This window comes from Phyllobacterium sp. P5_D12 (assembly GCF_054049495.1).
The window spans coordinates 1-13,978 of the sequence record NZ_JBFUMG010000069.1 but is presented as its reverse complement, the minus strand read 5'-3'; the positions used below and the strand labels follow the sequence as shown (position 1 = coordinate 13,978).

The following is a 13,978-nucleotide window of genomic DNA, read 5'->3' as shown; positions in this document are numbered from 1 at the left end:
AGCGTAAACAGCCTCGTGGTGCCGGCAGGTGTTCCGATACGCTTTCAGCTGACGTCGGCAACTGTAATGAACAGCTTTTTCGTGCCACAGCTCGGCAGCCAGATTTATACGATGGAGGGCATGACGACGCGGCTCAATCTGCTCGCAGACAAGCCGGGAAGATATCCGGGACTTTCGGCGCAATTCAGCGGCGAAGGCTTTTCGGATATGCGCTTTATAGTCGAGGCAATGCCGCAGCAAGCCTTCGACCAATGGACCACAAACACGCGCGCCGCTGGCGGGAATTTGGACAAGGCCAGCTATGCGCAGCTAGCGCGTCCGAGTTCCGCGGTAGCGTCGTCCACCTTTGGTCAGGTGGAGCAAAACCTGTTCAATGATATCGTGAATTCAAACAACCCCGCATCCGGTACATCCCCAAACGGGCACCATTCGGCACCCTCAATTTCTGACGGAACCTGACATGCTCGGAAAACTCAGCTGGGCCGCCATACCTTTCGACCAGCCCATTCCCATGATCGCATCCCTGCTGGTCATGTTGACGATCTTGGCGGTATTGCTGCTTGTCACGTGGAAAGGCTGGTGGCCTTATCTCTGGTCCGAATGGATCACCAGCGTCGATCACAAGCGCATAGGCGTCATGTATATCCTGCTTGCGCTGATCATGCTCGTCCGGGGCTTTACCGACGCGATTATGATGCGCTCGCAACTGGCATTGGCCGCTGGCGGGGCGCAGGGTTATCTGCCGCCAGAACACTACAACCAGATATTCTCGGCTCATGGCACGATCATGATTTTCTTTGTGGCCATGACCTTCATGGTCGGCCTGATGAACTTCGTCGTGCCTCTGCAACTCGGTATCCGCGATGTGGCGTTTCCCGTGTTGAACTCGGTCAGCTTCTGGCTGACGGCGGCAGGTGTGCTGCTTGTGAATATGTCACTCGTCATTGGCGAATTCGCACGGACAGGGTGGCTGGTCTACCCGCCTCTGTCGGAATTGGCCTACTCGCCCGGAGTTGGCGTCGATTATTACCTCTGGGCGCTGCAGATATCCGGCGCGGGCACGCTTTTGTCAGGCATAAATCTCACCACGACCATCCTGAAGCTGCGAGCACCCGGCATGGGCTATATGAGGATGCCCATATTCTGCTGGACTGCGCTCGCTTCCAATCTTCTGATCGTTGCGGCTTTCCCGATCCTGACCGCGACCTTCGCGATGCTCCTTCTTGACCGCTACCTCGGATTTCACTTCTTCACGAACGAGGCCGGCGGCAATGCCATGATGTATATCAATCTCATCTGGGCCTGGGGTCATCCCGAAGTATACATTCTGATCCTGCCCGCATTCGGCGTTTTCTCCGAGGTCATCGCCACCTTTTCCGGCAAAGCACTATTCGGTTATCGCTCCATGGTCATCGCCACCATGGCAATATGCGTGCTCTCGTTCATGGTGTGGTTGCACCACTTCTTCACGATGGGAGCGGGCGCGGACATCAACGGCTTTTTCGGCATCATGACGATGATCATCGCAGTGCCAACCGGTGTGAAGATCTTCAACTGGTTATTCACGCTTTATGGCGGCCGTCTCCGCTTCGATGCGCCGGTCTATTGGGCGCTGGGCTTCATGGTGACCTTCGTCGTTGGCGGCATGACAGGCGTTTTGCTTGCAATTCCCCCAGCGGATTTCGTCCTGCACAATAGCCTGTTTCTCGTGGCGCATTTCCATAATGTGATCATCGGAGGCGTGCTTTTCGGTGCTTTCGCAGGATATACGTTCTGGTTCCCCAAGGCTTTTGGTTTCAAGCTGGACGAGCGTATCGGCAAGGTAATTTTCTGGTGCTGGTTCATTGGTTTTTATCTGGCCTTCATGCCGCTCTACATCCTCGGCCTCATGGGCGCGACACGGCGGATGCAACACTACGATGTTGYCGGGTGGCAGCCTCTGATGCTGGTCGCACTGCTTGGCGCAATCGTCATCCTCGCCGGTATCGTCCTCACCGGCGTTCAACTCGTCGTCAGTATCCGCACACGCGACCAGCGACGCGATCTTACCGGCGATCCATGGGATGGGCGCACACTCGAATGGTCCACGCCATCCCCGCCTCCCGCATGGAACTATTCGGTCTTGCCGGCGGTAAACGGCCTTGACCCTTACTGGGAAGCAAAGAAAAGTCCCAAATCCCAGCGTCAAAATGGTCCCGATCCGGAAACAATCGCAGTTCCACGCAACAGCCCCATCGGGTTCGTGCTGGCATTCTTTGCCGTCATGGCCGGCTTCGCCCTGATCTGGCATATCTGGTGGATGGCTATCGCCGGATTGATAGGCGCGCTCATGACCATTCTTGCCCACGCCTGGCGCGTTTCGGACGAGGTCGAGTACGTCGTCGCGAGCCAACGGCAGCGAGCCGCCATATGAGTGCAAGTTCATCGACTCACTCAGAGGTTCGCGAGATTCCACTATCGGAACGCGGCCCCGCGCCGAGAAATGTGGTGGTTACCTTCGGCTTCTGGCTGTTTCTCCTGAGCGACATCGTCATATTTGCGGCATTGTTTGCAGCATTTGCCGTGCTCTCGCACGAAACGGCGGGCGGACCGTCGGGGAATGATCTGTTTGATCGCAACCGCGTCCTTCTGGAGACAGCTATTCTTCTCGCGTCAAGCTTCACCTGTGGCCTGATGTCCTTGGCCGTCGAACAACGCAAACTGATCCCCGCCGCCGCCTGGGGCGCGGTCACGTTCTTGCTCGGCGCGACCTTTGTCGGCATGGAACTGTCTGAATTCCATGGCATGATTGAGAGCGGTGCCGGACCCGATCGCAGCGCCTTCCTCTCCGCCTTCTTCACTCTGGTGGGCACGCATGGCCTGCATGTGTCGGCGGGGTTGTTCTGGTTGCTGGTGATGTTCGCGCAGGTGCTGACGCTCGGTTTCCGTCCGATGGTCCTGCGGCGGCTACGCTGTTTCAGCCTGTTCTGGCACGCGCTCGATATTGTCTGGATTGGTGTTTTCACAATCGTTTATCTTGGAGCCCACTGATGGCAGAACCCATTGAAACGACCGAGGATCAGGAGGCCGGTGCACCGCGCGTGGCCGGGGGAAGTTGGCAGGGCTACCTTATCGGGCTGGTCTTCGCGATCATACTGACGCTGGCTTCATTCTGGGTTGCTGGAACAGATCTAGTCTGGGGACCGGGCGTACCGATCCTGCTTGCCGTATTGGCGATTGCCCAGATGGGCGTCCACCTCGTCTTCTTTCTTCACATTTCGAGCGCACCCGACAGCCTCAACAACATCCTTGCCCTGGCCTTCGGCGTCTTCGTCGTTGCCCTTGTCGTGTTCGGTTCGATGATCATCATGGCCAACCTCAATGCGAACATGATGTCGATGCCGGACCTGATGAATATGCAGCGCTAGCMAAGGGTAGCGATCTTGCGCGGTATGAGATACTAGGATCGCGGGCGCGACTGCCATTAGCTTTAGAATGGGGTCGGGCGGGCGATTGACGTCTACCTCGCTGCCACGAACGAACGTGACCGCCCCCTTTCTCAATCGAACGAGCTACTTTCCGGCACATGCGCAGCAAGTATCTTCGGGGTGCTGCTCGTCCATGGGGTGATTCGAGCAGAGCATAGGGGGACGAATGCTGACTGTTTCGTTGTTCTTGGGTGTATATCTGGCGGGAACCAGGGTTGAACAGGGTGATGCCGTCATGCAGGCCCAATTCGATCTGATGAAATTATCCTACGCCTGCAGTGACCCTCTCTACAGGACGAAGCGGGATTCCGTCAGACGCTGGGTGAGGAAGTTCGACACGGACACGACTTTCAAGGACGAGGACGTATCCAATCTGGACAGCGGCTTGAAAAATGGCACGACCCGGCTGAGCAAGTCCATCAACAAGGGCGATTGTATCACGCTGCTCACCGAGGCCCAGGCGAAGGTAGATCAGCTCTTCGAGGAATTTAGCCGCTAGAACCTTTCAGGTTCTGTCTGAAATGCGCCTCCCTCTCCGTCCTCGGGTCAAGCCCGAGGATGACGGACAGGTCGGTTCCCGTCTCTTAAACGCCATTGTGAATTGACCATGCGCGCTGCAGCGTGCAGTTTTTAGCATCGCCACTAAGGAAACCAAAACAGCGCTCCCTGCCGCTCCCTTATACGACTGTTGAACGGGCCGCGCTTTTGGAGGCAAAGATGCGACTATTCCTGATGCTCGTTCTAATGGCCTTGAGCGGCTGTGTGTCCAATGGCTCTCCATCGGACAATGATGGCATACCACGCCGGCCGTCCTGGGCCGGAAACAACTGACGGCCAAAGTCAGCGTGACCCTCAAACTCCAAGCATCATCGTAATGTGATCGGCAAGGCGCAAGGTCAGGGCGACGATCGTCAGCGTCGGCATGTCATTGCCGCATGTTGGGAAGACCGAACTGCCGGCGACGTGCAAATTGCGCATCCCGTGGACTTTGCAATTCTGATCCACCACGCCAAGACGCGGATCCACATGCATACGCGTCGTGCCCATGTGGTGATTGCACCCGATGATGGGATGCTGCTGTCCTTCGTCCTCCTGCTCCATATCGACGCGCGCCATACCCGAACCTTCGAGCTGCTGTTTCATCAATCCCAGCATGCGCCGGTGCGTGCGTTTCTCGAGATCGCCCACCCGCCAGTTCAGTTCCGCCCGGTTCAGGCCAAGACTGTCGCGTTGCCGGGACAGTGTGACACGGCTCTCGCGGTCCGGAACCGGCTCGACAACACTCTCGATCTGGAAATGATCCGATTTTGCCGCAAGCTTCAGCCTGCGATAGATCAAGGACGCCATCAGGTTGGGACTGCCACGCGCTACAGTGGCGAAGGTTCGCAGCTTGATGTCGCGGTAGTTTCTTCGTTGAATTGCGCTGTAGAGTTCATGAAAGCGTTCGGTGACGTCGCTGTTTTCCCCGGCCMGGCACGCGCGGAAATAAGTTCGGCACTGGACCAGCTTTTCCTCCCGCTGCACGTGCTCGGCAAGGCCGAAATGGGCGCTGGCGCTGGTGCCATCCACAGCAAGCTCTGGATTGTGATACGTGTGACGCGCATCGTAAAAACGGAACGCCGCCGCTGTGCTGGACGGCATCACCTGCCCTTGGCGGATGCGCGGGTGTTCCATGAAATAACGGCCCACCACATCGTGCTCGTTGCCAAGCCCAGCCGGCGCCACCTTGTTCGAAAGAAGCATGAGCCGGGCGTTCTCGACACCGCCTGCAGCCAGGATAGTCCGCTTTGCCCGGACGAAAAACGGCTTCTGCGCTGACGACACAACGTGGACACCCGTCACAACGGAAGCATCATCATTGGTGGCGATCTCGGTTACGTTGGCGTTGAGAAGCACCTTGGTCGTCCTGGCAGCAGCCAAAGAAGCGCGGTAGTCGCGTCCAAACCGCGTCGGAGGGCTGAACTTGCTGACGATCGTCTCGAGCGATCCATCGTTCAACTCCAGTAACTGAACCTGTTTGGGAGAAAGGTGCTCGCGCCAGAACTGCGGTTCAAAGCTATGGTCATTGACCTTAACGAGATCGTTCGCACGGTGATAGTAGCGGTCCACTTCGGTGAGATCGATTGGCCAGCCGCTGTTTGGAACCCAATCCCTTCGTTCGAAATCGATGTTTATGAAGGGCCGTATCCACCCGCCCCAGCAATTGGAGCTGCCGCCCAGTTGCCGCGTCCTGGTGGCGTGAAGATCATAGTCAAGACCAACATTTTCGCTGCGATAGAGCGCTTGCGACTGAGCGTTGAACTTGAGTCCGCCGCCTTCAAGGACGCATGTTTCTATGCCGCGCCGCGCAAATTCCAAAGCAAGCGTTATACCTGCCACCCCGCCGCCGATAATGCAGATTTCCGTATGGAGTACAGATCCGCATGGAAGTTCTCTCGCATCGATAAACATACGCTTACAAGGCCCCCGTTCCCCCTAGGTCGTGTGGACAGTTAGCGATTGGGCGTGGCGCGAGCCGGATTTCTGAGCTGGCAAGGCGAAAAGACCGCCGTGGTGTATCCCACAACAAGGGCTTTTCAACGAAGCCAGGGCTGAAATCCGCCGCGTCCCGAAGGGATATGGCCAAAATCGCCCATTTCAGCGTCGCGAGCCCTCGACGGAGAACAACTCCGCCTTCGGACTCGCTCCTCGAACTGGACGATTTTTGCTCATACCACGCTCCAATCCATAACTGTCCACACGACCTAGAGTACTCCTGTAATTATACCGTTAGAATTAGCCGGAGAAAAATGCGCCACGGCGGGTGAAAGGCGTAGTCTCTTTGGTGGATACCCCCGTCCTTTGATTGCTTTTCAATGCTCCAAAGGTGGCGCAACCACGCACAGCCACGTCTGAACCACGTCACGGAATCGAGAGCCTTTTGCCCGTTCGAATAGTGCTACAAGGGACACCCCAATGGGGCGCTTTTGAATCTTTCCAGCGTCTGTTACACTCTTCCCATAATCAATAAAATACGGGGAACCACCATGCATCGCGGTCTGAGGTGCGGAGTTTTTCTAGCAGGGGTTGTATTTTGCGCTTTCGCAGGTGCGGTCGCCGCGGACGACAGCAATGATATCGCGACGGGGGAACGGCTGGCTGCGTTCCTGCGTGCTGGTCGCACAGTGATTTCCGGCCACCAAAAACTGATCAACGACGCATCGATAGGCGACAAGCATCTGACGGGGCAACGTGTTGCTGACGAGACGCTCGAAATCTTCGCCAAGGGAAAACCTGCGCCAGAAGACAGTTTCGATGCGGACGACAAAAAGCTTTTTGATGCCCAGGTCGCGGCCTTGCGCGAAGTCGTCGATGAGCATCAAAAGATGATCGATGTAGAGGGCGTAGGTTTCAAGGGCTTTATTCCCGCCACGTTTGCCCGCCTCGTCAATGAACGCTTCGGGGAAAAAGTCGGCGATCAGGCAAAGATGAAGGTGACAGCTCCAAAGGAACTCGTGCGCAATCGCAAAGCCCTGCCCGACCAGTGGGAGCAGCAGGTCATCGAACAGAAATTCATGTCCGCCGATTGGCCAAAAGGCAAACCCTTCGTCGAAGAGGTTCCCATGAACGGCCGTCCTGCGTTTCGCATGCTCATTCCCGAATATTATTCCGCTTCGTGCCTTAGTTGCCACGGAACACCCAAGGGGGAGATGGATATCTCCGGCTATCCGAAAGAAGGCGGCGCTGAAGGCGACCTGGGCGGTGCGATGAGCATCACGCTGTTCAAATGAACGCTTTCAATGCCATCCGGTCTCGCTTCGGCCGTTTGCTGGAACGGAAGATACCATTACGCTTGGCCTGTCTTTCGGCAGTTCTGTTGGGTGGCCTTCTCCTCAGCGTCGCCTTCATGGCCCATGACCTTCTCGACAACCAGCGGCGCGTCGACGTGGCCAATGCGCGTTTTCATATGTTCAGCGAGGCTGCCAAGGCCCACCGGCATTTCGGTGAAATGCGCTATTGGCTGACCGATCTGTCGGTGAGCCTGCTGACGCTGTCGGAGCGTCGCGCCGAAACCGCAAGAACTGCCCTTGAGGCGGATTTGGCGCGCATCAGGGAATTTGCCCCTGACGCCGCCGATATGATCGAGAAGGGAGCAAAAGCCTATTACGATCAGGCAATGGAAGCCGTCGACGCCTACACCAACGACAACCGCGTCGTCGGCAACACGCAGCTGGCAGCAGCAAGAAATTATAGTGACGAAATAGACGGCGTACTGACGGCGCTTGAAACGCGCCTCGAAACTGAAGCCGATGGTGCGCGCGATATGGCCGTCACAACGATGCGAAACACATTTCACCGCGCCATGATTGCGGTCAGTGCTATCACCATCATTGGCGCGTTCATGACCTGGCTGGTTCTGAGGTCGATCCTTGTACCGCTGGGCCGCGTCGACAAGGCGATGGCGCAGCTTACCGAGGGACGCGAGAATGTCGAACTGCCTCCCGAGGGTCGCGACGAATTTGGCCGGCTCGCGACGACATTGCGTCTGTTGCGCGATGGGCAGGCAGAACGGCGCGTGCTTGAAGCCGCTGCGGAACACCAGCGCAATACTGTCCGGACTGCGATCGAAACCATTCCCGATGGCTTTGCCCTGTTCGATGCAGATGACAAGCTTGTTCTCGTAAACCAGCGTTATCTCGAGATATTCCCAGAAACCGCCGACCTGATGATACCGGGAACAAGCTTTGAAGATATCATGCGTGCACAAGCGGAGCGTGGCCGGACCGAGATAGACCGTGCCGAGCGCGAGGCCTGGCTCAAGGAGGCATTGCGCCGCCAGCGGGACCCGCAAGGTACAATGGAACGGCAGTTTGCCAACGGCACCTGGATACGCGTTGCCAAGCGCAAGACACCGGAAGGCGGGACGGTTGCCGTCTATACCGATATTACCGATCTCAAGCGTCGTCATACGGAACTTGAGGAAGCAAGGCAGGGTGCAGAAGTCGCCAGCCAGGAAAAAAGCCGTTTCCTCGCTTCGATGAGCCACGAATTGCGCACGCCGCTCAATGCGATCATTGGTTACAGTGAAATGCTGATGGAGGATGCCAGCGATTGGGATAAGCCCGGCTTTGTTGCCGACCTCGGCAAGATCATGGGATCGGGCCGTCACCTTCTCGCATTGATCAATGATGTGCTCGATCTTTCGAAGATCGAGGCGGGCAAGATGGAGCTCTACATCGAGCCTGTCAGCCTGAAACAGCTCCTGGTTGATGTCGAAAGCACCGTTGCTCCGCTGATCGCCAAAAAAGGCAATCGCCTGACGGTAACCGTATCGGTCGAGCCCGACGAAATCGAAACAGACAAGACCAAGCTGCGGCAAAACCTTTTCAATCTGCTGTCAAATGCCGCCAAGTTTACCGAGAACGATGAGATCCGGCTGTCGGTCCGGCGCTATCACGACGACGAGCGTGGCGATCTGGTGGAATTTGCTGTCAGCGACAACGGTATTGGCATGACAAAGGAGCAACAGGCAAAGCTCTTCCAGGCGTTCGTACAGGTCGACGCATCCACCACACGCAACTATGGCGGAACCGGCCTTGGCCTCGCCATCACCCAGCATTTCATCAAGATGATGGGCGGAGCCATCGAGGTGGAAAGCAAGTTCGGCGAAGGCTCGACCTTCCGGTTCACAATACCGGCAAACGGCACCATACCCCTCGCCGAGGAAACCGCTCCGCAGGCGGAGCTGGCTGATAACGCACGGCGCGGAACCGTTCTCGTCATCGACGATGAAGCGCGGGCACGCAAGTTCATTTCTGACACTGTCCGCAGCGCGGGCTTCAACGTCATCGAAGCCGCCGGCGGCGAAGAGGGCATGGCGAAGATGCGCAAATCGCGCCCAGACGCGATCATTCTGGATGTTATCATGCCCGGTCAGGACGGCTGGTCGGTGCTGCGCGAGATCAAGTCGGACAAGGCGCTGCGCGATATCCCTGTTATCCTTGCAACCGTCGTCGCGGATCGGGAGATGGGGTTGGCCTTCGGTGCAGCGGGCCATCTGGTCAAGCCTATCGATCCGCGTCAGCTCGTTGAAATGTTGAACGCTGTCGCGGGCGCCGGGCAGCACGACGTGCTCATTGTAGACGATGACCCGGCAACGCGGGAACTTTTCCGGCGGGTCCTCGTTCGTGAAGGCTGGCGGGTTCGGGAGGCCATCGATGGCCAGCGTGGGCTTGCGGAGCTTGAGGCAGGACGCCCCACGGTCATGGTCCTCGATTTGATGATGCCCAACATGGACGGTTTCGCGCTGCTTCGGGCTATTCAGGACAGGTCTGATCTCGTCGATATTCCCGTCGTCGTCGTCACATCGAAGGACCTTACTCGCGATGAACTGAATTGGCTCAATACGCGTGCGAGTGAAGTTGTCAGAAAGGGAACCAAAGGCCGCGCCGACCTGATCGCAGCCTTGAAGCGGCATGTGCCGCTCAGTGAAGATGCTTGAGGAGCTGGAATATGGTCAAGATTCTTCTCGTCGAAGACAATGAGATGAACCGCGACATGCTTTCGCGCCGGTTGGAGCGGCGGGGATATGAGGTGATCATCGCAACTGACGGCCTCGCCGGCGTCGAAGCCGCGGTGAGCAACAAGCCTGATCTTGTTCTTATGGACATGAGCCTGCCGGTGATCGACGGCTGGGAGGCTACAAGGCGGATCAAGGGAAATCCCGTCACGGCCGCCATTCCTGTTATCGCGCTCACCGCCCACGCCATGGCCGGAGACCGGGAAAAGGCCATGGAAGCCGGATGCGATGATTATGATACCAAACCAATCGAGTTGCCGGCGCTCCTCGACAAGATCATCAGACTGACCGGAGGTTGAGCGCCGGTGTCCCTTCCCAATGACATCGGCCGCCGCGCCTATATTGCCCGCCTTGTGCAGAAGATCGCCGATCCCGCACAGGCAATCCTTGGTTATCAGGAACTGGTGATCGAAGCGGTATTGGAAAACGGGCCCGCCGAAGCATTGCCCGATCTTGAGAAGGTGCTTGGCGCTGCTCGCGACCTGAACTTGCTTATCAAGCGGCTTTTGGAGATGGAAGCGTCGCAAACTGCCGGAATATTCACCGTCGATAGTGAATTGCGGCACGATTTGCGAACGCCGATGAACGCCATTCTCGGCTATTCGGAAATGGTCATAGAGGATTTCTCGGATGTTCTCGCCGCAAGCATCGTTGATGATATTGCGAAGATCATCGAGGAAAGCCGGTTCTTGCTGGAGCAGATTGATGGAAGGCTCGATGTTTTCTCCGATGATCCCGACGAAAAGCCGACAGACCACATTGACGTCACCATAGCGGCGGACCTCGCTCGGAGCATTGCCGCCCGCGTGGCTCCTTCGTCGGACGAAACGGGCCGTATCCTCGTTGTCGACGACACCGCCTCGAACCGCGATCTTCTGAACCGGCGCCTCACGCGCGACGGCCATCTCGTCACTGTCGCCAGTTCCGGCGAAGAAGCGCTGCGCATCCTGGAGACGCAGGAATTCGATTTGGCCCTGGCCGATATCCTGATGCCCGACATGAACGGCATTGAACTCCTCAGCCGGCTCAAATCGCACGAACGCCTGCGCGAGATACCCGTCATCATGATTTCGGGCCTGAAAGACGATGACGCCATTATCCGTTGCATCGAGGCAGGGGCCGAGGATTATCTGCACAAACCAATCGATCCGGTGCTATTGCGTGCACGCATAACCGCCTGTCTTGAACGCAGCCGTTGGCGTGAGCGCGAAAGGCGCTATCTCGCGCAGATCGAATTCGAGAAGGAGCGCGCCGATACGCTCCTGGATGCAATTTTGCCGAGACAGGTGGTGAAGCGACTCGCCGATGGTGAAAAAGTGATCGCCGATCGCATCGATATGGCGACGATCGTCTTCGCAGATATCGTCAATTTCACAGAGTTCGCGGCACGCACCCCGCCGATCACACTGGTTCAAAGACTTGGAGAGCTGTTTTCGCGTTTCGACGAATTGGCGGATCAGCACGGTATCGAGAAGATCAAGACCATCGGTGACGCCTATATGGCTGCGGCCGGGTTGCCCGATCCGCGTCCGGATCATGCCCAGGCAGCCGTGGCGTTTGCAAGGGCCATGCTGGCCGAGACGTGCCAGATGACAGGTGAGCGTCGGCTCAGCCTGCGAATTGGAATAAACTCCGGCCCTGTAATCGCCGGTCTGATTGGTCGAAAGCGCTTTGTCTACGATGTCTGGGGGCACACGGTGAACGTTGCAAGCCGCATGGAATCCTGCGGGACGCCCGGACGTATCCAGATCTCCCAAAGCACTTTCGACGCGCTCGGACCGGACTTCGGCGAGTGCCACCGGGAGATCCGCGATATTCATGGGATTGGCAAGTACCCTACATACTTGCTGTTTTAGCTTCTTCCATCTGGAGCTTTCCAAACTAATCATATTGCCTTGAAATTTGCTTTGCGCTAATTATCTTGGATGAAAGAGATCGCTTATAGCCGTGATGCGTTGAAAGCGTTAAGCCGAATGCCGGCCAACACAGCAAAGCTGATCCGCTCGAAAATCGTCCAGTATGCCGAGAATCCGGCCGTACTGGCGCGTAACATTGTCAAACTACAAGGCCGCGATGGCTTTAGACTTCGCGTTGGGGACTGGCCGGTGATCTTCGATGACCATGGCAATGTCCTGCACATCGAAGCTATCGGTCCTCGCGGCGGAATATATGGGAACTGATATGGTCAAACCCGATATTATCACAACTCCAAGCGGTGACCGGCTAGCGATATTGCCGCTTGCCGATTATGAACGGCTTGTCGATGCGGCAGAAATGGCAGCCGATATTGCCACATATGATGAATTTCAACGGAAATTGTCGGCTGGGATGGAGGAATTGGTACCCGCAGCGTTTGCCGATCGCATGATTGACGGCGAGAACAAAATCAAGGTGTGGCGCGAGTTTCGCAATCTTTCAGCACGGGAGCTTGCCGCAAAGGCTGAGATCAGCGCCGCGTTTCTTTCTCAAATTGAGAGTGGAGCGAGGGATGGCAGTTTTGATACGATCAAGAAAATCGCAGCCGCTCTTGGCATCACTGTTGACGATCTTGCCTGACCTCATTGGAGAACGTGCTCCCTCAGCCTCGGCACAGCGAAATCCATAAACGCCCGCAGTTTCAGCGGCACCAACCCCTGTCCTACGTAGATCAGGCTTACCGGCCACGGCTCCGGTTCAAACGGCTCGAGCACGATCTGCAATTCGCCCGCCGCTAGAGCGCGGGTGGCCTGGTAAGACAAAAGCCGTGTCACACCGAGGCCCGCAACTGCCGCATCGATTGCCGCGTCGGCCGTGCTGACGCTCAGTCGCGAGTGGACCGGCACAACGACCTCCTTCTTGCCATCCATGAAAGTCCAGCTTCGCGGGGAATTCAKCCCCTCGAAGGTGATGCACTCATGGCCATGGAGGTCCTCAGGGCGCTCTGGCACACCACGTTGCGCAAGATAGGCCGGGCTCGCAAACGCCGCACGCCGGATCCAGCCGACCGTCGTCGCGACAAGATTGCTGTCCGGCAGGTTGCCAATGCGCAGCGCGAGATCGATATGGTCTTCCACCAGATTGACCTGACGGTCGCTGAGACTGAGCCTCAAATTGATTTCCGGATAAATTTTGAGGAATTCGATCACGACGGGGAGCACATGAAGCCGCCCGAATACCACCGGCGCGCTCATCGCCAGATCGCCTCTCGGCGTTGTGTATTCGCCCGCTGCAGTGCGTTCCGCCTCATCGACCTGCTCCAGAATGGCCTTGCTCGCCTCGACATAGGCGCGGCCGGCATCAGTCAGCGAGACGCGACGGCTCGATCGGATAAGCAAACGCGTCTTCAGATGCGCCTCAAGATCGGAGACCTTTCGGCTGATCGTGGCGAGCGGCATCCCAAGGCGGCGTGAGGCGGCGGACAGGCTTCCGGCCTCTGTAACAGCAAGAAGCACGGCCATTGCATCCAGACGATCCATTCCAACCTTCCATTTTCTGGAATGAAAACTCCAGTAACTGATGTCTACAGCAATTTCATGGAAGAAACTATGTTAGCGTTCACGTATCTCAATCCCTCCGAGGAGTTGGTCATGTCATCTGGACACGCCTTTTCCAGCGACGTCGCTTTCACGCCGACCGTCAAAGCAATTCAGTCCCGCAAGGGGTCCCGCCATGGCTATGAGAGCATGGAGCAGCGTGGCTCGTGGCAAACGCGTATTGCGCCAGACCTGGCGGATTTCATCCACAGCCAGACCAGCATCTTCTTCGGCACGGCCAATGACGAGGGCCAGCCCTATATTCAGCATCGCGGCGGCCCACCCGGCTATCTGCGTGTCATCGACGATACGACCATCGCGTTTGCGGATTTTGCCGGCAACCGTCAGTACATAACCTCCGGCAACCTTGCCGATAACCCCAAGGCGTTCCTGTTTCTTATCGATTACCGCAATCGTCAGAGGGTGAAACTATGGGGCGA

The 13,978-nt window shown here is 57.1% G+C and carries 14 protein-coding genes; 12 read left to right on the top strand and 2 right to left on the bottom strand.

From position 1 onward, the window contains the following. The 5 genes from ACXJ5O_RS07410 to ACXJ5O_RS07390 all read left to right on the top strand — a co-directional run. Positions 1-459, top strand: a 459-nt coding sequence (locus tag ACXJ5O_RS07410; RefSeq protein ID WP_457299327.1) for a COX aromatic rich motif-containing protein, incomplete at its 5' end; no start/stop codon positions are given. Position 460: 1 nt separating this feature from the next. Then, positions 461-2,413, top strand: coding sequence for a cytochrome o ubiquinol oxidase subunit I (gene cyoB / locus ACXJ5O_RS07405; protein WP_457299326.1), 1,953 nt, complete (start codon positions 461-463; stop codon positions 2,411-2,413). Continuing rightward, positions 2,410-3,030, top strand: coding sequence for a cytochrome o ubiquinol oxidase subunit III (gene cyoC / locus ACXJ5O_RS07400; protein ID WP_457299325.1), 621 nt, complete (start codon positions 2,410-2,412; stop codon positions 3,028-3,030). Before cyoB ends, cyoC begins: the two co-directional genes overlap by 4 nt. Then, positions 3,030-3,407, top strand: coding sequence for a cytochrome o ubiquinol oxidase subunit IV (gene cyoD, locus ACXJ5O_RS07395; RefSeq protein WP_457299324.1), 378 nt, complete (start codon positions 3,030-3,032; stop codon positions 3,405-3,407). Before cyoC ends, cyoD begins: the two co-directional genes overlap by 1 nt. 226 nt (positions 3,408-3,633) lie before the next feature. Beyond that, the gene (locus ACXJ5O_RS07390; protein ID WP_457299323.1) at positions 3,634-3,966 is read left to right on the top strand and encodes a hypothetical protein; all 333 of its coding nucleotides are present in this window, start codon (positions 3,634-3,636) and stop codon (positions 3,964-3,966) included. Positions 3,967-4,319: 353 nt separating this feature from the next. Here ACXJ5O_RS07390 and ACXJ5O_RS07385 read toward each other — a convergent pair whose 3' ends face one another. Beyond that, entirely contained in the window at positions 4,320-5,918 is a 1,599-nt protein-coding gene (locus ACXJ5O_RS07385; RefSeq protein WP_457299322.1) for an FAD-dependent oxidoreductase, read from the bottom strand. Positions 5,919-6,493: 575 nt separating this feature from the next. Between ACXJ5O_RS07385 and ACXJ5O_RS07380 the strand changes: the two genes are divergently transcribed. From ACXJ5O_RS07380 to ACXJ5O_RS07355, 6 genes are all read left to right on the top strand, one after another. Further along, entirely contained in the window at positions 6,494-7,237 is a 744-nt protein-coding gene (locus tag ACXJ5O_RS07380) for a Tll0287-like domain-containing protein (RefSeq protein WP_112530575.1), read from the top strand. Further along, complete coding sequence (locus ACXJ5O_RS07375; RefSeq protein WP_457299321.1) at positions 7,234-9,948, top strand: response regulator; 2,715 nt, start codon at positions 7,234-7,236, stop codon at positions 9,946-9,948. Before ACXJ5O_RS07380 ends, ACXJ5O_RS07375 begins: the two co-directional genes overlap by 4 nt. Positions 9,949-9,959: 11 nt before the next feature. Further along, positions 9,960-10,325 (top strand): response regulator, encoded by a 366-nt coding sequence (locus ACXJ5O_RS07370; protein ID WP_457299320.1) that lies wholly within the window; start codon positions 9,960-9,962, stop codon positions 10,323-10,325. 6 nt (positions 10,326-10,331) lie between these two features. Then, positions 10,332-11,882 (top strand): adenylate/guanylate cyclase domain-containing protein, encoded by a 1,551-nt coding sequence (locus ACXJ5O_RS07365; protein WP_457299319.1) that lies wholly within the window; start codon positions 10,332-10,334, stop codon positions 11,880-11,882. 117 nt (positions 11,883-11,999) lie between these two features. Further along, complete coding sequence (locus ACXJ5O_RS07360) at positions 12,000-12,206, top strand: type II toxin-antitoxin system RelE family toxin (protein ID WP_457299318.1); 207 nt, start codon at positions 12,000-12,002, stop codon at positions 12,204-12,206. A gap of 1 nt (position 12,207) precedes the next feature. Next, a complete protein-coding gene (locus ACXJ5O_RS07355; RefSeq protein WP_457299317.1) occupies positions 12,208-12,582 on the top strand; it encodes a helix-turn-helix domain-containing protein in 375 nt (124 codons plus the stop codon). A gap of 2 nt (positions 12,583-12,584) precedes the next feature. Here the strand turns inward: ACXJ5O_RS07355 and ACXJ5O_RS07350 are convergent, their stop codons facing one another. Beyond that, on the bottom strand, positions 12,585-13,481 hold the full coding sequence (locus ACXJ5O_RS07350; RefSeq protein WP_457299316.1) for a LysR family transcriptional regulator: 897 nt from the start codon (positions 13,479-13,481) through the stop codon (positions 12,585-12,587). 111 nt (positions 13,482-13,592) lie between these two features. On the opposite strand from ACXJ5O_RS07350, the gene ACXJ5O_RS07345 reads away from it, so the two are divergent. After that, positions 13,593-13,978: pyridoxamine 5'-phosphate oxidase family protein (locus ACXJ5O_RS07345; RefSeq protein WP_457299315.1), on the top strand; the 386-nt coding region annotated here is incomplete at its 3' end.